The sequence below is a fragment of the Stakelama sediminis genome (assembly GCF_014199335.1).
In the GTDB taxonomy this organism is placed as follows: Bacteria; Pseudomonadota; Alphaproteobacteria; order Sphingomonadales; family Sphingomonadaceae; genus Sphingomonas; species Sphingomonas sediminis.
On the sequence record NZ_JACIJI010000001.1, the window covers coordinates 1,249,853 to 1,272,442 of the forward strand.

At 63.2% G+C, this 22,590-nt stretch carries 20 protein-coding genes; 7 read left to right on the forward strand and 13 right to left on the reverse strand.

Annotation, left to right across the window (positions count from 1 at the left end; genetic code table 11):
- Positions 1-14 precede the first annotated feature (14 nt).
- Both FHR23_RS06335 and FHR23_RS06340 read right to left on the reverse strand, forming a co-directional pair.
- The gene (locus FHR23_RS06335) at positions 15-695 is read right to left on the reverse strand and encodes a response regulator transcription factor (RefSeq protein WP_184002007.1); all 681 of its coding nucleotides are present in this window, start codon (positions 693-695) and stop codon (positions 15-17) included.
- 31 nt (positions 696-726) lie between these two features.
- Positions 727-1,035 (reverse strand): hypothetical protein, encoded by a 309-nt coding sequence (locus FHR23_RS06340; RefSeq protein WP_184002008.1) that lies wholly within the window; start codon positions 1,033-1,035, stop codon positions 727-729.
- A 116-nt stretch (positions 1,036-1,151) separates the two neighbouring features.
- Here FHR23_RS06340 and FHR23_RS06345 point away from each other — a divergent pair, with 116 nt between their 5' ends.
- Positions 1,152-2,939, forward strand: a complete 1,788-nt coding sequence (locus FHR23_RS06345; protein WP_184002009.1) for an ABC-F family ATP-binding cassette domain-containing protein — start codon at positions 1,152-1,154, stop codon at positions 2,937-2,939.
- Between the two features lie 55 nt (positions 2,940-2,994).
- Here FHR23_RS06345 and FHR23_RS06350 read toward each other — a convergent pair whose 3' ends face one another.
- Genes FHR23_RS06350 through FHR23_RS06360 form a run of 3 tightly spaced genes read right to left on the reverse strand, consistent with a single transcriptional unit; the run spans position 2,995 to position 8,623 of the window.
- Positions 2,995-4,257 carry a DUF445 domain-containing protein gene (locus FHR23_RS06350; RefSeq protein ID WP_246359694.1) on the reverse strand — a complete coding sequence of 421 codons (1,263 nt, stop codon included), beginning with the start codon at positions 4,255-4,257 and terminating at the stop codon, positions 2,995-2,997.
- Between the two features lie 32 nt (positions 4,258-4,289).
- Positions 4,290-7,418: an efflux RND transporter permease subunit gene (locus FHR23_RS06355; RefSeq protein ID WP_184002010.1), complete on the reverse strand. Its 3,129-nt coding sequence runs from the start codon at positions 7,416-7,418 to the stop codon at positions 4,290-4,292.
- Positions 7,415-8,623: an efflux RND transporter periplasmic adaptor subunit gene (locus FHR23_RS06360; RefSeq protein ID WP_184002011.1), complete on the reverse strand. Its 1,209-nt coding sequence runs from the start codon at positions 8,621-8,623 to the stop codon at positions 7,415-7,417. Before FHR23_RS06360 ends, FHR23_RS06355 begins: the two co-directional genes overlap by 4 nt.
- A gap of 217 nt (positions 8,624-8,840) precedes the next feature.
- Here FHR23_RS06360 and FHR23_RS06365 point away from each other — a divergent pair, with 217 nt between their 5' ends.
- Positions 8,841-9,092: a GlsB/YeaQ/YmgE family stress response membrane protein gene (locus tag FHR23_RS06365; RefSeq protein WP_184002012.1), complete on the forward strand. Its 252-nt coding sequence runs from the start codon at positions 8,841-8,843 to the stop codon at positions 9,090-9,092.
- 68 nt (positions 9,093-9,160) lie between these two features.
- Positions 9,161-9,886: an SIMPL domain-containing protein gene (locus FHR23_RS06370; protein WP_221227357.1), complete on the forward strand. Its 726-nt coding sequence runs from the start codon at positions 9,161-9,163 to the stop codon at positions 9,884-9,886.
- A gap of 64 nt (positions 9,887-9,950) precedes the next feature.
- On the opposite strand, the gene FHR23_RS06375 is transcribed toward FHR23_RS06370, so the two are convergent.
- On the reverse strand, positions 9,951-10,211 hold the full coding sequence (locus tag FHR23_RS06375; protein ID WP_221227358.1) for a GlsB/YeaQ/YmgE family stress response membrane protein: 261 nt from the start codon (positions 10,209-10,211) through the stop codon (positions 9,951-9,953).
- Positions 10,212-10,336: 125 nt separating this feature from the next.
- Positions 10,337-10,636 (reverse strand): CtrA inhibitor SciP, encoded by a 300-nt coding sequence (gene sciP / locus FHR23_RS06380; RefSeq protein ID WP_184002014.1) that lies wholly within the window; start codon positions 10,634-10,636, stop codon positions 10,337-10,339.
- A 456-nt stretch (positions 10,637-11,092) separates the two neighbouring features.
- Between sciP and mnmA the strand changes: the two genes are divergently transcribed.
- Positions 11,093-12,205, forward strand: coding sequence for a tRNA 2-thiouridine(34) synthase MnmA (gene mnmA, locus FHR23_RS06385; RefSeq protein ID WP_184002015.1), 1,113 nt, complete (start codon positions 11,093-11,095; stop codon positions 12,203-12,205).
- Positions 12,206-12,686: 481 nt separating this feature from the next.
- On the opposite strand, the gene hisN is transcribed toward mnmA, so the two are convergent.
- On the reverse strand, positions 12,687-13,469 hold the full coding sequence (gene hisN / locus FHR23_RS06390; RefSeq protein ID WP_184002016.1) for a histidinol-phosphatase: 783 nt from the start codon (positions 13,467-13,469) through the stop codon (positions 12,687-12,689).
- Between the two features lie 136 nt (positions 13,470-13,605).
- Here hisN and FHR23_RS06395 point away from each other — a divergent pair, with 136 nt between their 5' ends.
- A complete protein-coding gene (locus tag FHR23_RS06395; protein ID WP_184002017.1) occupies positions 13,606-14,169 on the forward strand; it encodes a peroxiredoxin in 564 nt (187 codons plus the stop codon).
- Here the strand turns inward: FHR23_RS06395 and folP are convergent.
- The 5 genes from folP to glmM form a co-directional block, all read right to left on the reverse strand.
- Positions 14,166-15,299, reverse strand: a complete 1,134-nt coding sequence (gene folP, locus FHR23_RS06400) for a dihydropteroate synthase (RefSeq protein WP_184002018.1) — start codon at positions 15,297-15,299, stop codon at positions 14,166-14,168. The genes FHR23_RS06395 and folP overlap by 4 nt on opposite strands.
- 115 nt (positions 15,300-15,414) lie before the next feature.
- On the reverse strand, positions 15,415-16,542 hold the full coding sequence (locus FHR23_RS06405) for a site-specific DNA-methyltransferase (protein WP_184002019.1): 1,128 nt from the start codon (positions 16,540-16,542) through the stop codon (positions 15,415-15,417).
- Between the two features lie 187 nt (positions 16,543-16,729).
- Positions 16,730-17,350 (reverse strand): ribonuclease HII, encoded by a 621-nt coding sequence (locus FHR23_RS06410; RefSeq protein WP_184002020.1) that lies wholly within the window; start codon positions 17,348-17,350, stop codon positions 16,730-16,732.
- A gap of 107 nt (positions 17,351-17,457) precedes the next feature.
- On the reverse strand, positions 17,458-18,654 hold the full coding sequence (thiD, locus tag FHR23_RS06415) for a bifunctional hydroxymethylpyrimidine kinase/phosphomethylpyrimidine kinase (RefSeq protein WP_184002021.1): 1,197 nt from the start codon (positions 18,652-18,654) through the stop codon (positions 17,458-17,460).
- Between the two features lie 174 nt (positions 18,655-18,828).
- A complete protein-coding gene (glmM, locus tag FHR23_RS06420) occupies positions 18,829-20,169 on the reverse strand; it encodes a phosphoglucosamine mutase (RefSeq protein ID WP_184002022.1) in 1,341 nt (446 codons plus the stop codon).
- Positions 20,170-20,241: 72 nt separating this feature from the next.
- On the opposite strand from glmM, the gene FHR23_RS06425 reads away from it, so the two are divergent.
- Both FHR23_RS06425 and FHR23_RS06430 read left to right on the forward strand, forming a co-directional pair.
- Positions 20,242-21,507 carry a dicarboxylate/amino acid:cation symporter gene (locus tag FHR23_RS06425; protein WP_184002023.1) on the forward strand — a complete coding sequence of 422 codons (1,266 nt, stop codon included), beginning with the start codon at positions 20,242-20,244 and terminating at the stop codon, positions 21,505-21,507.
- Positions 21,504-22,553: an AbrB family transcriptional regulator gene (locus FHR23_RS06430; protein ID WP_221227359.1), complete on the forward strand. Its 1,050-nt coding sequence runs from the start codon at positions 21,504-21,506 to the stop codon at positions 22,551-22,553. Before FHR23_RS06425 ends, FHR23_RS06430 begins: the two co-directional genes overlap by 4 nt.
- The last annotated feature ends 37 nt before the right edge of the window (positions 22,554-22,590 follow it).

Here is a 22,590-nt window from a genome sequence, read left to right on the forward strand (position 1 = left end):
CCGCGCCCGGCCGATCAGTCGGCCGCCGTCGCTGCCTCATCATCTTCCAGGCTATAGCCCAGCCCGCGGATCGTGGTGATGGTGTCGGCCCCCAGTTTCTTGCGGATGCGCGTCACGAACACCTCAATCGTGTTCGAATCGCGGTCGAAATCCTGATCGTAAATATGTTCGATCAGTTCGGTGCGGCTGACCACCTTGCCCTTGTGATGGAGCAGATAGGAAAGCAGCTTATATTCCTGCGCGGTCAGCTTGACCGGAGCGCCATCCTTGGTGACCTTGCCCGAACGCGTGTCGAGGCGGATGTCGCCCGCCGTCAGTTCGGCCGAGGCATTGCCCGACGCCCGCCGGATCAGCGCGCGCAGCCGGGCGATCAGTTCCTCGGTCTGGAACGGTTTGGCCACATAATCGTCGGCACCCGCGTCCAGCCCCGCCACCTTGTCCGACCAGCTGTCGCGTGCGGTCAGCACCAGCACCGGTGTCGACTTGCCTTCCTTGCGCCAGCGGTCGAGCACGGTCAGTCCGTCGATTTCGGGCAGGCCGAGATCGAGAACGATCGCATCATAGCTTTCGGTCGAGCCGAGAAAATGCCCTTCCTCGCCATCGCCCGCCGTATCCACCGCATATCCGGCGCCTTCCAGCGTCGATTGCAGTTGCTGACGAAGATTGGGTTCGTCCTCGACAATCAGAACGCGCATAAGTCTCCCCTCTCTGGCAATGATCGGCGCATCAGCCGCCGGTCCTGCGGATGATCTGTCCGGTGCGGCCATCCACATCCACCCAGATGACCGCGCCGTCACGCAAAAACTTCAAGGTATAGATGCCGGAACCCGAATCGAAATCGAAGCCAAGATATTGCGCCCCGTGCATGGTTGGCACGACGCGGCGTTCGATAATTCGGATCGGCAGAATCCGACCCTGCTGACGCGCCTGCAATACCATATCCTGATTCGACCGCCGATTCTGGGCAGCGGCATCAGGCGCGGCAGACGCAAGCAATGCGCCCGTAGTCAACAGGAGTGGTACGAACATTCGCATGAACCGTGGCATAGCGGGGGCGCGTTGAACAGCCTGTGAATACAAAAGTCAGTTTGGGGCAATCCCGCGATTGGACGCTTGCGCGACAGGAAAACCGCACCTAGGTCGCGTTCCCCATGGCTGCACCCGTTCTGGCATATGAAAATCTGGGCCTGATTCAGGGCACCGGCTGGTTGTTTCGCGATCTGAACCTGTTCATCGGCGCGCGCGACCGGCTGGCGCTGATCGGGCGCAATGGTGCGGGCAAGACGACGCTGCTGAAGCTGATTGCCGACAGGATCGAGGCCGATGAGGGCCGCCGCACGATCCAGCCCGGCATCAATGTCGTGATCCTGGAACAGGAACCGCGCATGACGGGCTGCGACACACTGCTCGATTTCGTGCTGTCGGGCGATGACGCGCCGCCGCAGCATGAGGCGGAGGCCATCGCCGATCAGCTCGGCATCGAGCTGTCGCGCAGCGCCGCGACCGCCAGCGGCGGTGAACGGCGGCGCGCGGCCATCGCACGGGCACTGGCACAGGCGCCGGACGTGCTGTTGCTCGACGAACCGACCAACCATCTCGATCTGGGTGCGATCGACTGGCTGGAGGACTGGCTGGGACGGTTTACCGGCGCATTCGTAGTAATCAGCCACGACCGCACGTTCCTCACGCGGCTGACGCGCCAGACGCTGTGGCTCGACCGGGGATCGCTGCGCCGCAATGAGATCGGTTTCGGCGGGTTCGATGCCTGGACCGAACAGGTCTATGCCGAGGAAGCGCGTGCGGCGGAAAAACTCGATGCCAAGCTGAAACTTGAACTCCACTGGCTGCAACGCGGCGTCACCGCGCGACGCAAGCGCAATCAGGGGCGGCTGGAAAAGCTCAACCAGATGCGCGCGCAACGCGCCTCCATGCTGGGACCGACGGGCACGGCGAAGCTGGCGGTCGAAGCCGACGATACCAAGACGAAGATCGTCATCGCTGCCGAGGATGTGACGAAATCCTATGGCGAACGCACGATCATCCGCAATTTCTCGCTCAGGATTCAGCGCGGCGACCGGATCGGCATCGTCGGCGCGAACGGCGCGGGCAAGACCACGCTCATCAGGATGCTGACCGGCGAGCTTGCGCCCGACAGCGGCACGGTGACGCTGGCGAAAACGCTGGACGGCGTCATCATCGACCAGCAACGCAGCCTGATGGCGCCCGACAAGCAGGTACGCGACGTGCTGGCCGATGGCGGCGACTGGATCGACGTGCGCGGTGAGCGCAAGCATATTCAGGGCTATCTGAAGGACTTTCTGTTCGAACCCTCGCTGGTCGATGCGAAGGTCGGCACGCTCTCGGGCGGCGAACGATCGCGCCTGTTGCTGGCACGCGAATTCGCCCGCTCGTCCAACCTGCTGGTGCTCGACGAACCGACCAACGATCTCGATCTCGAAACGCTCGACCTGTTACAGGAAGTGATCGCCGACTATGATGGCACGGTCCTGATCGTCAGCCATGACCGCGACTTTCTCGACAAGACGGTGACGGTAACACTGGGTCTCGACGGATCGGGCACGGTCGATGTGATCGCGGGCGGCTATGCCGACTGGGAACGCAAGCGCCGGTCCCCGCGCCCGGAAAAGCAGCGCAAGCCGGGCGGCAAGGGGGGGGCGTCGGAACCGCCGAAGCAAAAGCCGACGAAACTCAGCTACAAGGATCAGCGCGATTACGATCTGCTGCCCGGCAGGATCGAGGAACTGGACGCGACCATCGAACGCGATGAGGCGGCACTGGCCGATCCCGATCTCTACACTCGCGATCCGGCAACGTTTGCCAAACTGACCGAGGCGATTGCCAAGGCACGCGATGAGAAGGACGCCGCCGAACTGCGCTGGCTGGAACTCGCCGAACAGGTGGACGCACTGTCGCAATAGGGTGGCGGACAGGTACCGCCATGACGAGGTGGCGACGATAAGTCGGTGACAGCCGCTACAACGCCACGTCGATCAGGTGGATGAGCAGGCCGACCAGCCCCCCCACCAGCGTGCCGTTGATACGGATATATTGCAGGTCGCGCCCGACCGCATTTTCCAGCCGCAACGTCACTGTGGCGGCATCCCAGCCCTGAATCGTGTCCGACACCAGCCGGACAATGCCGTCGCCATAGTCGTCGGCGATGCCCACCGCAGCACGACGCGCGAAACGGTTGATCGTGCGTTGCAGCATGACATCGTGCTGCAACGTCTCGCCCAGTTGCCGCAGCGCCTCGCCCAGCTTGCCGCTGATCGCATCGCCGGGATCGCGCACCATGCGCAGCAACCCGGCGCGGATCTGCTCCCACATGCCCAGCCACCATTGCTCGACCGCCGGATTGTCGAGAATCTCCGCCTTCACCGACTGGACCCGCTCGCGCATCACGGGGTCGTGCTGCAAATCCTCGGCCAGCCGCGCCAGCCCTTCTTCCGCCTTGACGCGCAACGGATGGTCGGGCTGCTCGATCATCTCATTGAGCAGCTTGTCCAGACCCTCGATGATCTTGTCGGCCAGCGTCGCGTCCAGCCCGGTCCAGCGCATCAGCGCGCCGGAGCGTTCGTGGATCATGGCATGGATCAGCGCGGTATTGGCGTCAAGTGTGCGCCCGGCCCAGCGGACGATGCCGTCGAGCAGCGGCGCATGGCGCCCTTCGGCCATCGCCGCGGTCAGTGCCTGTCCCAGCATCGGCGCAACATTGACCTCCCGCAACCGCTGCGCCAGCGCGGTCTTCACCATCCCGCCCAGCCGTTCCTGATCGAGCGACTCAAGCACATCGGCAGCGAGCCGGGACGCGCCTTTCCACAACCGTCCCCGCGCGGGCGGCGCGGCCAGAAACCGCCCCATCGCGCTCGCCACATCGACATGCGCCATGCGCCGCGCGACCACCGCAGGGGTCAGGAAATTGTCGCGCAGAAATGTCGCCAGCGTCGTGCCGATCCGGTCCTTATTGCGCGGAATGATCGCGGTATGCGGGATGGGCAGGCCGAGCGGATGGCGGAACAGCGCCGTCACCGCGAACCAGTCGGCCAGCCCGCCGACCATCGCCGCTTCGGCAAATGCCTGCACAAATCCCCAGGCGGGATGGCGATCGGCCAGCAGCCGCGCGATCAGGAACAGTATCGCCATCGCGACCAGCAGCGCCGCTGCCACCCGCCGCATCCGGCGATAGGCGGCAGCACCGTCATTTGTCGCACCGTCTATGCCCGATTTCCGTGTCATGCCCGGAACAATAGACGAAACCGGGTTATGGTTCACTCCGCCGGATCAGGTGCCTTGCCGTCATAGCCGATATGACCGCCCGGACGATGTTCGATGGTCGGCCCGCCATCGCCCTCGTCGCCGGGACGATAGGTCAGCAGCCGCCGCGAAATCCGCGGTCCGATCCAGCGTTCCAGCCCGATGGCGAGGCTGAAGATCGCGGGCACCAGCAGCAAGGTGAGGATAGTCGACAGCGACAAGCCGCCGATCACCACCAGCCCCATCGGCGCGCGCCAGGACGCATCGCCCTGCAACGACAGCGCGGTGGGCACCATTCCGGCGACCATCGCCACCGTGGTCATGATGATCGGCTGCATTCGCTTGTGCCCGGCATCGAGGATCGCCGCTTCCTTCGGCACGCCCTTACCCATTTCCTCCAGCGCGAAATCGACGAGCAGGATCGAGTTTTTGGCGACAATGCCAAGCAGCATCAGCAAGCCGATAAACACCGGCAGCGACAGCGGATTACCCGTTACCAGCAGCGCCAGCGCGCCGCCCAGCGGAGCGAGCAGCAAAGACCCCAGATTGACGAATGGCGGCATCACCCGCTTGTAGAGCAGCACCAGCACCGCAAACAGCAACAGGATGCCCGACACCACCGCGATGAAGAAGTTGCGCAGCATCTCCGCCTGCCACTTGGCCTGTCCCAGCGTCATCTGATGCACGCCATTGGGCAAATTCTTCATCTCGGGAAGATTGTTGATCTGCTTCATCGCTTCGCCCGACACCACACCGGGCGCCAAGTCGGCACCGATCACCAGTTTGCGCTCAAGATTGGTCCGCTCGATCTTGGTCGGACCTGCGCCGAAACCGATATCCGCCACCACCTTCAACGGCACCGAACCGCCATTGGATGTAGGCACCGGCAGGTTTTCGATGGTGGCCAGTCGCGTGCGCGCATTTTCCTGCATCGCCACACGAATCGGAATCTGACGGTCGCTCAGCGAGAAACGTGCACTATTCTGGTCGATATCGCCCATCGTCGCCACGCGGATCGCATTGGACAGTGCCGCCGTCGTCACACCGAGATTGGCCGCAAGGTCCATATGCGGCTTGATGACGATTTCCGGCCGCTGCAAATCGCCGCCGATCCGGGGCGCGACGATGGTTTTAAGCTGCGCCATTTCCCTGACCAGCCTGACGGCGGCATCCTGCAATTCCTTGGGATCCTCACCACCCAGCGTAATCGTCAGGTCGCGTCCGCTCGACCCCCAGCCATTTTGCGAGCGAAAGGTTACGCGCGCATCGGGTATTTTGGTCAGTTGCGGCGCCAGGCGACGTTCGAACTCGGTGCTCGTAACCCCGCGCTTATCGGCCAGCAACGCCACCACCCGGCCATTACCGACATAGGCACGCTCATAGGTGTGGGTCACTTCGGGTTGTTTGGAAAGCAGGGCTGCGACCCGGTCGACGACCTTCTGCGTTTCCTGCAAGGTTGTGCCCGGCACCATTTCGATCATCGCAGTCGAATTGTCGCGGTCCTGATTGGGCTGGAACGTCATGTTGAGGCCCATGAAACAGGCAATCGTCGCCGCAAAGGCAAGCACACCGCCCAGCACCGCCGCCCAGCGATGGCGCAGCGTCCAGCGCAGCACGTTGACATACCAGCGGGTGACGGGGCCGTCATGTTCGCTATGGCCGTGCGCTTTCAGGAAATAGGCGGCGATCATCGGTGTTATCAGGCGCGCCACCGCAAGACTCATCAGCACTGCCGCGACCACCGTCAGTCCGAAATTCTTGAAGAATTGCCCCGAAATACCGGGCATCAGGCCGACCGGAAGGAACACCGCGACAATCGCCATCGTGGTCGCCAGCACCGCCACGCCAATCTCATCGGCAGCATCGATCGACGCCTGATAGGCCGATTTGCCCATGCGCATATGGCGCACGATATTCTCGATCTCGACGATCGCGTCATCGACCAGCACACCCGCGACCAGACTGAGCGCCAGCAGCGTCATCTGATTGAGCGTAAAGCCCAGCATGTCCATGAACCAGAAGGTCGGGATCGCCGATAACGGGATCGCCAGAGCCGCGATCACCGTCGCACGCCAGTCGCGCAGGAACAGGAAGACGACCAGCACCGCCAGCACCGCGCCTTCGATCAGCGCATCGATGGCGGTATGATATTGCTCCTCGGCATATTTGCTCTCGTTGAAGAGCAGATGGAATTTCACTTCCGGATTGCGTTTTTCCAGTTCCTGAAGCTTTTTCTGCGCGGCGTGGAATACGGTGACATCCGATGCGCCCTTGGTTCGGCTGATGTCGAAGGCAAGCACTTCGCGCCCGTCATACTTCGCCGACGAACGCTTCTCCGCGTACAGATCCTTGACCTGTGCAATCGTATCGAGCCGCACAGTCCGACCGCCGCCGATGGCGATTTCGGTCTGGCCCAGCGTGCGCGCATCCTTGGCATTGCCCAGAACGCGCACAGCCTGTTCCGATCCGCCGATTTCGGCGCGACCGCCGGTGGCGTTCAGATTGACCTGACGAAGCTGTGAATTCACCTGATTGGCGGTCAAACCATAGGCCTGCAGCTTGGCGGGGTCGAGGATCACCCTGATTTCACGATCCACGCCGCCGATACGGTCCACCGACGACATGCCGGGAATCGCCAGCAGGTCTTTCGATACCGAATTGTCGACGTACCAGCTCAACTGCTCCAGCGTCATGTTGCTGGTGCTGGCGGTAAAGCTGGCAATATCGTTGTCGGTGGTGTTCGCGCGGCCGATTCGCGGCTCCAGGATTCCATCGGGCAGTTCACCGCGAATCTGGCTGATCGCCTCACGCACATCGTTGACCGCCCGGTCGATCGGCGTACCGATATCGAGCTGGACGATGGTCTGCGAATTGCCTTCGGTGACGGTGGAATTGATCTCATCAATCCCCTGCAGGTTGCGCACCGCCGCCTCTACCCGGCGCGTCACCTGGGTTTCCAGCTCGCTGGGCGCAGCGCCCGGCTGGCTGATCGAAATCCAGACGATGGGAAATTCGATATCCGGATCCTGATTGACGTCCATGCGCGAAAAGCTGACCAATCCGGCAATGGTCAGCGCCAGGAACAAGACAATCGGCGGAACGGGGTTGCGAATCGCCCAGGCGGATATTCTGCGGAAACTCATGATCCGGCTTTCTGGTTTTTAAGCGCCTTCAGCACCGGATTCACCTTTTGCCCCGGATTCAGGAAGGCTCCGGCGTTCAGCACGACCCGTTCGGTCCCGTTCAGGCCCGATGCGATCGAGGCCCCGGTATCCGAAACCTGACCGACCTTGACAGGGCGACGCACCACCTCATTCCTGTCGTTGATGATATACACGTAATTGCCGTCATTGTCGCTGAGCACCGCCGATTCAGGCAGCATCGGCAGGTCATGGGCACCCGCCTTGATCGTCGCGGAAGCAAAGCCGCCAGGGCGCAACGCACGATTATAGGACAGCGCGATGCGTGCGATTCCCTGCCGTGTCTGCGGGTCGATAACCGGCGACACCTGCCACACCTGACCGGTAAAGCTGTCATTGGTGCCGACCGGCGTAACGGTTGCCTGCGCACCGACATGCACCTGCGCCAGATCACCCTCGCTCAGCTGCGCGAGCATCTCCATTGCGCCGCCCTTCGCCACCTGAAACAGCACGCCGCTGCCGGAACTGACGATCTGACCGGGCTCGACATTGCGCGTGAGCACCAGCCCCGCCGCAGGCGCCCGGATATCGAGACGCGCATTGCGCGCCTGCGTCTCGCGCAGTTGCGCCTGTGCGACGCGTACCTTGGCCAGTGCCGCGTCCCGCGTTGCGGTTTTCTGATCCAGCGTCGCCTTTGAAATGAAGCCGTCATCAACCAGCTTTTCGGCGCGATCGAGTTCCGACTGGGCCAGCTTTGCATCCGCCTGCGCCGCACGCACCTGCCCGGCCAGCGAGTCTGCCGTTTGCGTCTGCACCGAACGGTCGACGGTCGCCAGTACCTGCCCGGCCTTTACCCAGTCGCCCGGCTGCACGAGCACGTTCGTCACTCGTCCGCCTTCACCGGCCACACCGATCGGCATCTGCACACGAGCAGCCAGCGATCCGGTACCCGATACGTCGGTCGTCACCACCGAACGCCCCGGCACACCGACGGTAATCGTCGGGATCTGCGAACTGCTGTCCGAACTGGCCGCGTCGGGCGCAGGCACGCCACCCTTGGAACGCGTCATGAAATAGGCGGCCGCACCAGCCAGCACCAGCGCAAGGATGACCACGACAATCCACAGGCGGCGGCGTGAACGCTGCGCGTCGGGATCAGGAAGATAGCGATGCTCTTCCCCTGTCAGCGAACCCGTTTCGTAATTCATGTCGGCCAACGTCCTGCCCCGCCCCTAAATCAATTGCCTTACTGTATTATACAAATATATCACTTCCGACAAGCGCCGGAGTTGCTGCTCATTATACCGCTGAAGCAGGCGGACGAAACGCCTATATCGTACGGTGCCGCAACACAAAGCTTGCATCCGCGCAGCGCTGTCGCGATCTTCGGTCGCCACAATGAATATTCGGTAAGGGGAAAAGGCGATGCCGGAACGTGCGATACTCGCATGGCTGCTCATCGGGCTTATAGTCGGCGCGCTCAGCCGGATTACCAGGCCGGGGGGGATTTTCGTCACCCTGTTGATCGGCATTGCCGGGGCATTGCTGGGCGGGTTCATTGCCGGCGCACTCGGCATCGGGCGTCAGGACACATGGCCATCCTATGCGGCAGCGGTGATCGGCGCCATCGCACTGTTGGTGTTGTACCGCCTGATTGCCGCACGCCGGGTGGGATAAGGTCGTTCAGGCGCAATTCCGGTTGCCGACGTTACAGACAGTGCATCCAAATGATGGAGGAATTTGCAATGCGTCCGTACCTTTCAGCCATCGCGCTCACCACCGCGGTGATTGCGGCGACCCCGGCCTTCGCTCAGGACAGTCCTAATTCCGCCGCTATCCCGGCGGGCAAGACGATGCTGAACATCATCGCCGAGGGCAAGGTGAGCGAGGTGCCCGATCTGGCCACCATCCGCGCCGGTGTCGTGACTCAGGCGCAAACTGCGCAAGCCGCGCTTGCGCAAAATTCGCAGCGGATGAACGCGGTGCTGGCAGCGCTGAAAAAGGCAGGGATCGCCGATCGCGATATCCAGACCTCCTCGGTCTCGCTTAACCCGCAATATCAGTACACCAAGGACGAACCGCCGACGATCAACGGCTATCAGGCGTCGAACACCGTTTCGATCCGCTTTCGCGATATCGACAAGAGTGGCGGCATTCTCGACGCGCTGGTGAAACAGGGTGCCAATCAGATTCAAGGGCCGAACCTGTCAATCGCCGATGAGGACAGCGCGCTCGACGCCGCGCGGCGCGATGCCGTGCAAAAGGCGCGGGCGCGTGCCGCGCTCTACGCCGCTGCCGCCGGATTGAAGGTCGACCGCATCCTGTCGATCAGCGAACAGGGCAGTTCGTCCCCCAACCCGCCGATGCCGATGGTCCGAATGGCCGCCATGGCAAAGGACAGCTCGACGCAGATTGCGCCGGGGGAACAGGATGTCACGGTCACGCTCAACGTCACCTTCCTGCTGCAATGATATGAAAAAGGCCGCACCCCATGCGCGGGCGCGGCCTTTTTTGAAGCTGAATTCGTTTCGGCGTTTACCGCACGCTGCCGCGACGCACCAGATTAACGATCGCCAGCAGAATGATCGCACCCACCAGCGAGGTGATGAACGTCATTACCGAAATGCCGTTGTTGATCGATCCGCCGAACAGCAGACCGCCGATAAAACCACCGACAATGCCGACGACAATGTTCAGCAGAATACCCTGTTGCGCATCCGTGCGCATAACGAGACTGGCGAGCCAGCCGACGATGCCGCCGATGACAAGCCATACGATAATACCTACGAGACTCATGACCATGTCCCTCCGTTATTCGCCCGGAATGGGGCCGGGCACCTAACGAAAAGACTCGCAAATCCGCTAATTGTTCCGCGTGCGTACTTCGGAACCTTTACTGGCCATCGTCGTTTGGCGGCGTCTCAATATTTCTGCTGACGTTCGTATAGTTCACGATATTGCTGGATTCGCGTCACGCGCAGGCCCGGCATTCCCGACCGGTCGATCGCGCGTTGCCAGCCGGCGAATTCCTCCACCGTCAATCCATAGCGCGCGCAGGCTTCGTCCACGGACAGCAATCCGCCATTCACCGCGGCCACCACTTCGGCCTTGCGCCGGACCACCCAGCGGGTGGTGTTGGCGGGCGGCAGGGTGTCCAGGGTCAATGGCTCGCCGAGCGGACCGATTACCTTGTCGGGGCGGATCTTCTGATTTTCTATCATTACCTTCCTCGATCGGGGCGGGGGCCCCCTCTCATATCCTTTTCCGACTGATGCCATCGGGATTTGAACATCCCATAAAACGGCTCGGTAAACATCGTCTTCATGACCCTTGCCAATCGGTTAGCATTGCGGCCACGCGTGCATGAAAAGCGCCGTGCGACGGGCAAAGCAATTCTATCCGACCTGCCGGAGCCGCCATCCGTGTAGCCAGCATTGCCGTGCGGCCGGCCGATTGCCGACCACTCGCACGCGCCAGGATCACCGCAAGTGCCGGCGACAGCGGTACCGCCACCGGACCCTGGGTATTGCTGGCAAAGCTGAGATCCACGAAACGCTCTACTCCAATTGTGGTCGAACAGCTTTTCTAGGCAATAAAGTTGAAGGTCCGGTAAAAGAGCGGTTCACTTCATCGCAATTTTTGCAATCGCCGTCGTCCGCGTCTATTTGGCAGCGATCATGACTTCAGGTGATTTTCAACTTTCCGCGCCGGTTTCCGCGCGCCGTATCGTCGTTGCCATGTCGGGCGGCGTCGACAGCTCGGTCGTGGCCGCGCTCGCGGCACGCACGGGTGCCGAAACCATCGGCGTCACGCTTCAGCTTTACGATCACGGCGAAGCGACCGGGCGCAAGGGCGCATGTTGCGCAGGCCGCGACATCCGCGATGCGCGCGCGGTGTGCGACCGGCTGGGGATCGCACATTATGTTTTCGACCATGAAAGCCGGTTCCGGGAATCGGTGATCGACGATTTCGCCGACGAATATCTGGCCGGGCGTACCCCCATCCCCTGCGTGAAGTGCAATATGGGGGTGAAGTTTACCGACCTGTTCCGGCTTGCCCGCGATCTGGGCGCGGACTGCCTCGCCACCGGCCATTATGTCCGTCGCGTCATGGGCGCGGAGGGCGCGGAACTGCATCGTGCCGCCGATCCTGCGCGCGATCAGAGCTATTTCCTGTTCGCGACCACATCCGAACAGCTCGATTTCCTGCGCTTTCCGCTGGGCGGAATGCCCAAGCCGCGGGTGCGCGAAATCGCTGCCGAACTTGGCCTCCTTGTGGCGGGAAAGCCCGACAGTCAGGATATCTGCTTCGTGCCCGATGGCGATTATGCCTCGCTGGTGAAAAAGCTGCGTCCAACCGCCGATACTGCGGGCGATATTGTCGATGAGGCAGGCAGCAAGCTGGGGGAGCATAAGGGGCTGATCCACTTCACCGTGGGGCAGCGGCGCGGACTGGAAATCGGCGGACAGGCCGAACCGCTTTACGTGCTGCGCCTGGATGCCGCCACGCGGCAGGTGGTGGTCGGCCCGAAGCGTGCGCTGGCCGTGGCGGCGGCACGCATTACCGACATCAACTGGATCGGCGGCAACCATACCGGGCCGCTGACCGCCAAGGTGCGGTCACTGGCCAAGCCAGTCCCTGCGCGGCTCGACGGCGACCGGCTGGTGTTCGACCAGCCCGAATATGGCGTCGCGCCGGGTCAGGCAGCCGTACTCTATGCCGGTGACCGGGTGCTGGGCGGTGGCTGGATCGCCGAAACCGAACGCGCGCAATCCGCGCTGGCGGCTTGATTGCTTGGCATTCCCGCGCTGGCTCGCGCTCAGCATATTGCCGGTAAGGTCTAGCTGTAGCGGACATCCGGCTCGCTATACGATAACGGAATACTATTATTTTAATTTGGAAATGAACATTATAAGCTTAGATACCATCATTATAAATATGTATAGAATAGAAAACTCTATTACAAAAATACCCATGGCCACCGGATAACCGCCATGTAAGGAAGAATTTATATTTATATCTAATACAAAGAAAGACTCCAATATTAGAAAAATGAAAGATATTAAATATACGTAAATTGAGATATTTTTATCACTTAAAAAGTAAATGCAGCCGTAAAATGCATATACAAAAGAGAGTATTACCTCTCCTTTTGTTGCATCAAAAAAATATGTAATTATGAAAAAAATTGGGGTCAAAGAGGCCAAAATAATTAAGTGCCGCTGCCTATCTGTTATTTTCATAAGCTACTTTCCATTATAGCGGCAGGCTCTAATGGCCGCGGCAGGCCAGCGCTTCCAATATGTCGTCGATGCGCGCCGCATCACCCGCGGCGATCACCTCGCCCTTGCTGTCGCCGTGCAGCGGATCGCCGGACCAGTCGCACATCCGCCCGCCCGCACCTTCCACCACTGGCACCAGCGCGGCGAAATCGTGCAGTTTCAGCTCCGCCTCGACCACAATGTCGAGATGCCCTGACGCCAGACAGGCGTAATTATAGCAATCTCCGCCCAGCACCGTGCTGCGCACCCGCGCGTCGAGATGTTCGAAGGCATGAAGCTGATCATCGGTAAACAGCGCAGGCGAAGTGGTCGCCAGCAATGCCTGATCGAGCGCGCGACAGGCCCGCGTGCGCGCAGGCTTACCGTTCAGCGTCGTCGGACGTCCGGTCGCCCCCAGCCAGCGTTCGCCCAGAATCGGCTGATCGATCACGCCCAATATCGGCCAGCCATCCTCGATCAGCGCGATCAGCGTACCGAAGATCGGCCGCCCGGCGATGAACGCGCGCGTGCCGTCGATAGGGTCGAGCACCCAGCTTCGCCCGCTGCTGCCCTCCCGCACACCTTCTTCTTCACCGATGATCGCATCCATCGGTCGTTCGGCGATGATCAGGCGACGCATGGCTGCCTCCGCCTCCCGATCGGCGCGCGTTACCGGCGAATCATCGGCCTTGGTCTCCAGCCCGTGTTCGGCCCGGAAATAGGGACGGATCACGGTGCGGGCAGCATCCGCCAGCCGCCCGGCAAGGGCAATGTCATCGTCATTTAACGCCATATTGGCGTGCCTAGCGCAGTCCCCGACGATCCGCCAGCGCTACAGGCAATGCCCCATCGCCGCACATTGCACGCCATCTGTTCGGCCAGGTGTTTACCGGCTATCATGGCACACTAACCGCTTGGGAGAGAATATCATGCGTCGTCTTGCTCTCGTCACTGCCGCCGTCACCATGGCGCTTGCCACCCCCGCTTTTGCCGCGCTGAAGGAAGGGGCGAAGGCTCCCGAATTCACCACCAATGGCGCACTCGCCGGAAAGCCGTTTCACCTGAACCTCGACACACAACTGAAAAAAGGCCCGGTGGTCCTGTATTTCTTCCCCGCCGCCTTCACTTCGGGTTGCAATGCAGAGGCGAAGGCCTTTGCCGCGGCGATGCCCAAGTTCAGGGCGGAAGGCGCGACCGTGATCGGCATGTCGGCGGATTCGGTTGCTCAGCTCACCAAATTCTCGACCACGCATTGCAACAGCAAATTCCCGGTCGCGACCGCCAGCCCGGCCGTCATCAAGGAATATGACGTGTCGCTGGGCCGCACGATCAAGACACCGGAAGGGGTTGAGCGCGCGATCACCGACCGCACCAGCTATGTCATCGCGCCCGACGGCACCATCCTCTACAGCTATACCGCGATGAGCCCGGTCGACCATGTCGCCAATACGCTCGCCGCCGTGCGCAAGTGGAAGGCTTCACACCACTCCTAGGCCGTAAACCCACCGGCGATCAGCGCCGCATCCTTCATCCCGCGCCAGACGCGCAGCGCCTGCACCGTTTCGGCGACATCGTGCACGCGCAACACCTGCGCGCCCATCTCCGCCCCTTTGAGCGCCAGCGCAATGCTGCCGCCCAGCCGCTCTTCGACCGGTGCTTCGTTCGACAGCGCGCCGACGATCCGCTTGCGGCTCGCGCCCAGCACGACCGGACAACCGAGCGCGTGGAACATCGCCAGCCCGTTGAGCAACGCCAGACTGTCGGCCAGCGCCTTGCCGAAGCCGATGCCGGGATCGACCAGAATATTCGCGCGCTCCACCCCGGCGGCGACCACCGCCTCGACGCGTGCCTCCAGCCAGGCAAACACCTCAATCAGCGCGTCGCCATAGCCCGACCCGCCATGCGGCCCGCTTTCAGGCGCGGGCGAGTGCATCAGCACCACCGGGCATCCGGCCTTCGCCACCACTTCCGGGGCGCGGTCGTCCCAGCGCAGCGCCGCGACATCGTTGACGAGATGCGCGCCCGCCGCCAGCGCCGCCTCCATCACCGCCGCCTTGCGGGTATCGACCGAAACCGGCGTGCCGCTTTTCGCCAGCCGCTCGATCACCGGTACGACGCGTTTGATCTCATCGCCTTCCCACACGGTCTGCGCACCGGGACGGGTCGATTCGCCGCCGATATCGATGATCGCCGCGCCCGCCGCGCCCATGTCAAACCCCGCCTGTGCGGCAGCACCGGCATCGTCCATATGCCTGCCGCCGTCGGAAAAGCTGTCGGGCGTGCAGTTGAGGATGGCCATCACCATCGGCTGATCGAAACGCAGCACACGCTCACCCGCGTGGATCGGCGCACGCGGCGCCGAAATCCGTTCCGCCAGCAGCGTCAGCCGTGCCGCCTGCGCCTCCGGCAAGGCATCGCACAGCGCGGGAAAGTCCGCGACCGGCACATCCGCCTGCGCCACACGCCTGCCGTCCTCCACCGCAATCAGTTGATAGGCGGCGAACCACAGCAACCCGCCCGCCAGCCGCGCCACCCTCCCATCGCGTCCGATCGGCGAATCCACGAATTGCACCGGTTGCAGGTACAGCGTCGCGTCGGCGGGGATGGTGGCGGGGTCGATCATTCGGCGGATTTCAAGCCGACGTCATTGCGAGCAGCGAAGCTGCGACGCAATCCAGCAATTTTCGAGCGCCATGGATTGCTTCGCTGCGCTCGCAATGACGAGGGTGACGCAGCCATCAGGGCTGGGTTGCGAGCAGATAGGTCTGGCGCAGCGTGTCGATGGGCTTCCATGCGCCGTCCACCTCATAATGCCAGAAGGTCCAGCCGTTGCACGATTCGCGTTCCTGCACCAGCGAGCCGAGCTTGTGAATCGACCCGGCCTGCCCCTCGCATGTCAGCGAGCCGTCGGCACCGACCACCGCCTGCCAGCGATGTCTGGCATCCGCCAGCACCGTACCGGGGGCGAGATAGCCGTTTTCGACGAGCTGGCCGAACGCCACGCGCGGCGGTTTCTTCGTGTTCGCCTGCATCGTGCGAAGCTGCGATTCGTCGAGCGGCAGCGCCGCCTGAATCCGTTCGCGCGCGGCGGCGACATACTTGCTCTCACGCTCGATCCCGATCCAGCGACGACCCAGCCGCTTCGCCACCGCGCCCGTCGTACCGGTGCCGAAAAACGGATCGAGGATCACGTCGCCGGGTTTCGACGCCGCCAGCATCACGCGATAGAGCAATGCTTCGGGCTTTTGCGTCGGATGCACCTTGGTGCCGTCCTTTTTCAGCCGCTCCGGCCCGCCGCAAATGGGAAATTCCCAGTCGGAGCGCATCTGCAACTCATCGTTCAGCGTCTTCATGCTGCGATAGTTGAAGGTGTATTTCGCCTTTTCGCCCATCGACGCCCAGATCAGCGTCTCATGCGCGTTGGTGAAGCGCGTGCCGCGGAAATTGGGCATCGGATTGGCCTTGCGCCAGATGATGTCGTTCAGGATCCAGAAGCCCAGATCCTGCACCGCCGTGCCGACGCGGAAGATGTTGTGATAGCTGCCGATCACCCAGATCGAACCGTTGTCCTTCAGGATACGGCGTGCCTCAGCCAGCCAGTCGCGGGTGAATTTGTCATAGGCGGCGAAGGTATCGAACTTGTCCCAGTCATCGTCCACCGCATCGACCTGACTGCCGTCGGGACGCAGCAGATCGCCACCAAGCTGAAGATTATAGGGCGGGTCGGCGAAGATCATGTCGACCGATTTCGCCGGAAGCGAGCGCATCGCGTCGATGCAGTCGTCCATCAGAATCGTATCGAGCGGCAGTGTGTCCTGCACCGTTTTTGCCGCCGGTTGCACCGCAACCTTTTCCAGAACCGCCATTGCTAACCCTATCCCCCTTCGTGGTGGCCGACGATCCCTGCGGATCGGAACGGGTCCGTCAAGCAGAGAATGGTTAACGCAAAAGCCTTAAAAAACATTAACTATCCCGCAAATGCGCCGAAAAAGGCAGATATTGAGTCCGGCAGGAATCCCCCGACCCAAGGGATGGTGGTGTGGCGCAAAAGACTCACCCGGTCGTAGTAAACGGTAATTCAACCTGTGCGACGGGTGCGAAGCTGCGCCGGTGCTGCGGCGTGGGGCCATGGTCGCGTAACGCGGCCAGATGCGCGGCGCTGCCATAACCCTTGTTGGAGGCCCAGCCATAATGCGGCCAGGTGTCGGCATGGGCGATCATGATCGCGTCGCGGGTTTCCTTCGCGATGATCGAGGCGGCGGCGATCGACACGCTTTTAGCATCGCCGCCGACCAGCGCGGTCGCGGCATAGGTCCAGCGCGGCAGGCGGTTGCCGTCGACCAGCACATGGCCGGGGGCATGCCCCAGTTCGCGCGCCAGCGCATCGACCGCCAGCGTCATCGCCTTCATCGTCGCCCAATAGATGTTGAGCCGATCGATCTCGTCCGCTTCGACAATGCCGACGCCGACCGCCGCGCAGTCCATAATCCGGGGATAGAGATCGGCACGTTTTTTCGCGGTCAGCTTTTTCGAATCGTCCAGCCCGCGCGGCCCGCCGCGTTCGGGCAGGATCACGGCCGCCGCGACCACCGGCCCGGCCAGCGGCCCGCGTCCGGCCTCATCCACCCCGGCAACCGGGCCGGGCAGCCCCTTTTCATGGCTGCGGTCAGGCATGTCGTACGCTCCGTGCTCCTGCGCAGGCAGGAGCTTTGGCTGTTCTGCGGTACGGAAAGACGGCCAGGGCTCCTGCCTGCGCAGGAGCACGGGTCGATGGAAAATCGTCAGGCATCGTCGAGCCGCCATGGCGGATAGCGGCGCATCTCTCCGGCCTGATAGAGGCAGACCGTGTTGCCCGCCGGGTCTTTCACCCGCGCCTCGCGCCATCCCCATTTCCGGTCGGCGGGATCGGATTCAAAGGTCAGGCCGAGCAGTTTGAGCGTCTCCACCGTCACATCCAGATCGCCGCATTCGAAATAGACGACCGGGCGCCCCGCCACTTCCTCCGCTGCTTCGATGGAAAAGGTGGCACCCCCTTCGCTTTCGAACCGGGCATAGCGCGGCGGTGAGCGGACGATCTGGCGCAGGCCGAGCAGGCGGTAAAAATGCTCCGACGCGGCGAAATCCTTTGCCGGGACCGTGACCTGATTGAGCATCGGTGCCCAGCGCGACTGGTTGAGGTCGAGACGCACCGCCTGTTGCGCCATCGGGCCGTGCCCCGCGCCGAGATCGCCCGCGTTCAGCATCGCCAGCCGCACAAAACTGCGCGCCCGCCCGATCGCCTCGGACAGGCTCCAGTCCTTGGCGAGTTCGGTGGCGATCGCGGTGGACAGCGTGCAGCCGGTGCCGTGGGTGGCCTCGCTGTCGATACGCGGGCCGGTCCAGTCGCATTCGGGCGGCAAAGCCGGATCGACATTGAACAATCGGTCGGTGACATCCCCGCCGCCCGCATGCCCGCCCTTGACCAGCACCGCGCGGCCATGGCGTTCGACCAGCGCCTGTGCCGCGCGGCGTACCGCCTGCGTATCGCCGACGCCCATCCCGGCCAGCACCTTGAGTTCGGGCAGGTTGGGCGTGGTGACCGTTGCGATCCGCATCAGCCGCTCGAACGCCGCCACCGTCGCATCATCGGCGAGCGTCGCGCCGCTGCTCGCCACCATCACGGGGTCGAAGACGATGGGCAGATCGGGCAGGCTTTCCAGCCGCTCGGCCAGCATCTGGGCGGTGCGGAAATCGCCGATCATGCCGATCTTGATCGCGTCCACGCCGATATCGTCGAGCACCGCGTCGATCTGCGCCAGCACCATCCGGGCAGGGATCGGCTGGACGGCGGCGACGCCCAGCGTATTCTGCGCGGTGATCGCGGTGATCGCCGTCATCGCGTGCGCGCCCAGCATCGTCGCGGTCTTGATATCCGCCTGAATTCCCGCGCCGCCGCCCGAATCGGACCCGGCGACGATCAGGATGCGCGGCGCCGTCATGCGCGCGCCCGGAAGTTGCGGAAGTTGAGGCTACGTCCCCCCTGACTCCCCCTGCCCGCGATGCGAACGCATGCATGAAAGGAAAGGGAACAGCATGGCGACATGCACCAGCGTTAGCAGACAAGGGCCGCAGTAGGACAGCCCCGACGACCTCTGGCGATGCACAACACATCCCTACCCCGCTGCTTCGCGGACGGCGTCGCAGATGGTGTCGACCACGCGCTCGACCTGTGCCCTGTCATCGCCTTCGGCCATGACGCGGATGACGGGTTCGGTGCCCGAGGGGCGGATTACGAGGCGGCCGGTGCCGTTGAGTTCTTCTTCCGCCTTCGCGATCACGTCCTGAACGCGCGGATCGTCCAGCGGCTTGCCTTCGGAAAAACGGACATTCTTGAGCAGTTGCGGCACGGGTTCGAAGCGATGGAGCACGTCGCTCGCCGGTGCGCCTGCGCGCACCAGCTCGGCCAGCACCTGCAAGGCGGCGATCAGCCCGTCGCCGGTGGTGGCATAGTCGGACAGGATGATGTGCCCCGACTGTTCGCCGCCGATATTATGCCCCTGCCCGCGCATCGCCTCCAGCACATAGCGGTCACCGACCCTGGTACGGATCAGTTCCAGCCCCTTGGACGCCAGATGGCGTTCCAGCCCCAGATTGGACATCACCGTCGCCACCAGCCCGTCGCGGCTCAGCCGCCCGGCGCGGCCCCAGCCCTCCGCGATCACCGCCATCAACTGATCGCCATCGACCACGGTGCCGGTTTCGTCCGCGATGATCAGCCGGTCGGCATCGCCGTCGAGCGCGATGCCGAGATGCGCGCCCGTCGTCACCACGGTTTCGCACATCACCTCCGGCGCGGTGGAGCCGACCCGGTCGTTGATATTCTTGCCGTTCGGTTCGACGCCGATCGCGATCACCTGCGCACCCAGTTCCCACAGTGCCGATGGCGCGACCTGATAGGCGGCACCATTGGCGCAATCGACGACGATTTTCAGCCCGTCGAGCGTCAGATCGTCGGGAAAGGTCATCTTGGCAGCGTGGATATAGCGGCCGCGCGCATCCTCCACCCGGCGCGCGCGGCCGATCTCGCTGGACGCCGCCAGCGCCAGTTCGCCGTCGATCAGCGCTTCGATCGCCAGTTCGTCGGCGTCCGACAGCTTGTATCCGTCCGGCCCGAACAGCTTGATACCGTTATCGACATAGGGATTGTGGCTGGCCGAAATCATCACGCCCAGATCGGCGCGCATCGATTGTGTCAGCATCCCGATAGCGGGCGTCGGCATCGGCCCGACCAGCACCACGTCCATACCGACGCTGGTAAACCCCGCGACCATCGCGTTTTCGAGCATATAGCCCGAAAGCCGCGTATCCTTTCCGATCACCACGCGATGGCGATGGTCGCCGCGCCGGAAATGCGCGCCCGCCGCCATGCCGACCTTCATCGCCATCGCCGCCGTCATCGGATGGCGGTTGGTTGCGCCGCGAATCCCGTCAGTGCCGAAATATTTTCTTGCCATTACCGAACCTGTGTTCACGTTGTGCGGACTGTCCGGGGCGTGTGATAGCGCCGCAAACCCAAAAGAGCGAGCATGTCCCAAGCAACCCGTATTCTTCTGTCGCTGATCCTTGGTCTTGCCATCGGCGTCGGGCTGGCCGCCACCGCCCCCGACACCGCACAGGCGGCCATCAGCTATGTCCAGCCGGTCGGCACCGCCTGGCTCAATGCGCTGCGCATGACGATCGTGCCGCTCGTCGTGGCGCTGCTCGTCACCGGCATCGGCGCGACGGCGGCGGCGGCGCGCGCCAGCAGGCTCGCCACGCGGTCGATTCTGCTGTTTATCGTGCTCCTGTGGATTTCCGCCGGGCTGGGGGCGCTGCTGACGCCGCTGGCGCTCGACTGGTTCCCGCTCGCGCCCTCCTCGCTGTCGGCGCTGCGCGACGCCTTTGCGGGTGCGAAGCCGGTCGGCGACGTGCCCGCATTTTCCCAATTCCTGCAACAGATGATCCCGACCAACGTCATTCATTCGGCGGCGAATGACGATTTCCTGCCGCTGATCATCTTCACCGTCGTCTTTGCCTTTGCCGTCACCCGCCTGCCGGAAAAGCCGCGCGAAACGCTGATCGCGTTCTTTCAGGCGGTGGCCGATGCGATGCTGGTGGTGATCAACTGGGTGCTGTGGCTGGCGCCCGTCGGCGTCATCGCGCTGGCCTATGTCGTCGGCGCGAAGGCGGGGACGGCGGCGGTCGGCGCGCTGATCCACTATATCCTGATCGTCGCGGGCGTCGGCGCGGTCGCATCCCTGCTCGCCTATCCGCTGGCGATGTTCGGCGGGGGCGTGCCGCTGGGCCGGTTCGCGCGCGCCACCGCACCATCGCAGGCGGTGGCGATCTCCACCCAGTCCTCGCTCGCCTCGCTGCCCGCGATGTTGCAGGGGACGGAGCGCGCCGGGCTGTCGGTATCGACGGCGGGCGTGGTGCTGCCGATGGCGGTGGCGATTTTCCGCTTTACCGGGCCGGTGATGAATATCGCGGTGGTCATCTATATCGCGCATGTTTTCGGCATCCATCTCGGCCCCGCGCAATATATGGCGGGCATTGCGGCCGCCGCGATCACCACCATGGGCGCGGTGAGCCTGCCCGGCCAGATCAGCTATGTCAGTTCGATCGCGCCCATCGCCATCGCCATGGGCGTGCCGATCGAGCCGCTGGCGTTGCTGGTCGCGGTGGAGACGATGCCCGATCTGGTCCGCACCATCGGCAATGTGATGATGGACGTCGCCGTCACCACCGTCGCCGCGCGGCGGATCAGCGGCGAACACAGCGAAGCGGATGCGATTCTGGAATCGCAGGCGTGAGCCGCACGACAGCGCTGCGCTGGGCGGCGCTGATGGTCGTATCGGCCCTGCTTGCCGGTCTGCTGGAGGCCATCGGCCTGTCGGCGGGAATGTTGCTGGGGCCGATGATCGCGGCAGTCGTCTTTGCACTGCGCGGAGCCGGGCTGAAAGTCCCGGTGCGGATATTCCAGTCCGCCCAGACAATGGTCGGATGCCTGATCGCGCAATCGATCACCGCCGGTATCGCCGCGACCCTGCTGAAGGACTGGCCGATATTTCTGGGCGCGACCGCAGCGACGCTGACGGCGAGCGCAATCCTGGGCTATCTGCTCAGCCGCTGGCAGGTGCTGCCCGACACCACCGCCATATGGGGATCGATGCCGGGTGCGGCGTCGGCGATGATGCTGCTCGCCGATTCCTTTGGCGCCGATGCACGGCTGGTTGCCTTTATGAGCTATATGCGCGTGGTGTGCGTCGCCGCCGTCGCGTCCTTGCTGGCGGTGCTGCTGACCGGCCATGGCAGCACCAGCATGCTGGCGGAAATGATCGCGCCGGTTCCCTGGAAAACTGCGGCGATCAGCCTTGCCATCGCCGCTGTCGGCGGCATTGCGGGCGTGGCGATCGGGATGCCCGCAGGCGCGCTGACCGGATCGCTGACGCTGGCGGCGATCCTGAACGTCACCGGGATTTTCACCGTCACGCTTCCCGGCTGGCTGCTCGCGCTGGGCTATGCGGTGGTCGGGTGGCGGATCGGCCTGACCTTCACCCCGGAAATCATGGCCATTGCGGGCAAGGCGTTCTGGCGCGTGCTGGCGGCGGTCAGCGTGCTGCTCGGCTTCGCGTTCCTGATCGCGCTGGCACTGTCGGCGCTGCTCCATATCGACCTGCTGACCGCCTATCTGGCGGTCAGCCCCGGCGGGATGGACTCCGTCGCGATCATCGCCGCATCGGTCCATGTCGACCGCCCGTTCGTCATGGCGTTGCAGGTGCTGCGCTTTGTCGCGGTCATCATCGCCGGGCCGATACTGGCGCGGTTTTTCGCCAGAAGGTTCGCGAACCGGGATTGAGGTAGAGTCGGTTTGAGAAATCGGCCCCGGCCCGCTC

Bases quoted from the DNA above. Each gene is read 5' to 3' on its own strand.
- FHR23_RS06335 (WP_184002007.1), bottom strand. From the start codon at position 695: ATGCGCGTTCTGATTGTCGAGGACGAACCCAATCTTCGTCAGCAACTG.
- FHR23_RS06340 (WP_184002008.1), bottom strand. From the start codon at position 1,035: ATGCGAATGTTCGTACCACTCCTGTTGACTACGGGCGCATTGCTTGCG.
- FHR23_RS06345 (WP_184002009.1), top strand. From the start codon at position 1,152: ATGGCTGCACCCGTTCTGGCATATGAAAATCTGGGCCTGATTCAGGGC.
- FHR23_RS06350 (WP_246359694.1), bottom strand. From the start codon at position 4,257: ATGACACGGAAATCGGGCATAGACGGTGCGACAAATGACGGTGCTGCC.
- FHR23_RS06355 (WP_184002010.1), bottom strand. From the start codon at position 7,418: ATGAGTTTCCGCAGAATATCCGCCTGGGCGATTCGCAACCCCGTTCCG.
- FHR23_RS06360 (WP_184002011.1), bottom strand. From the start codon at position 8,623: ATGAATTACGAAACGGGTTCGCTGACAGGGGAAGAGCATCGCTATCTT.
- FHR23_RS06365 (WP_184002012.1), top strand. From the start codon at position 8,841: ATGCCGGAACGTGCGATACTCGCATGGCTGCTCATCGGGCTTATAGTC.
- FHR23_RS06370 (WP_221227357.1), top strand. From the start codon at position 9,161: ATGCGTCCGTACCTTTCAGCCATCGCGCTCACCACCGCGGTGATTGCG.
- FHR23_RS06375 (WP_221227358.1), bottom strand. From the start codon at position 10,211: ATGAGTCTCGTAGGTATTATCGTATGGCTTGTCATCGGCGGCATCGTC.
- sciP (WP_184002014.1), bottom strand. From the start codon at position 10,636: ATGATAGAAAATCAGAAGATCCGCCCCGACAAGGTAATCGGTCCGCTC.
- mnmA (WP_184002015.1), top strand. From the start codon at position 11,093: ATGACTTCAGGTGATTTTCAACTTTCCGCGCCGGTTTCCGCGCGCCGT.
- hisN (WP_184002016.1), bottom strand. From the start codon at position 13,469: ATGGCGTTAAATGACGATGACATTGCCCTTGCCGGGCGGCTGGCGGAT.
- FHR23_RS06395 (WP_184002017.1), top strand. From the start codon at position 13,606: ATGCGTCGTCTTGCTCTCGTCACTGCCGCCGTCACCATGGCGCTTGCC.
- folP (WP_184002018.1), bottom strand. From the start codon at position 15,299: ATGATCGACCCCGCCACCATCCCCGCCGACGCGACGCTGTACCTGCAA.
- FHR23_RS06405 (WP_184002019.1), bottom strand. From the start codon at position 16,542: ATGGCGGTTCTGGAAAAGGTTGCGGTGCAACCGGCGGCAAAAACGGTG.
- FHR23_RS06410 (WP_184002020.1), bottom strand. From the start codon at position 17,350: ATGCCTGACCGCAGCCATGAAAAGGGGCTGCCCGGCCCGGTTGCCGGG.
- thiD (WP_184002021.1), bottom strand. From the start codon at position 18,654: ATGACGGCGCCGCGCATCCTGATCGTCGCCGGGTCCGATTCGGGCGGC.
- glmM (WP_184002022.1), bottom strand. From the start codon at position 20,169: ATGGCAAGAAAATATTTCGGCACTGACGGGATTCGCGGCGCAACCAAC.
- FHR23_RS06425 (WP_184002023.1), top strand. From the start codon at position 20,242: ATGTCCCAAGCAACCCGTATTCTTCTGTCGCTGATCCTTGGTCTTGCC.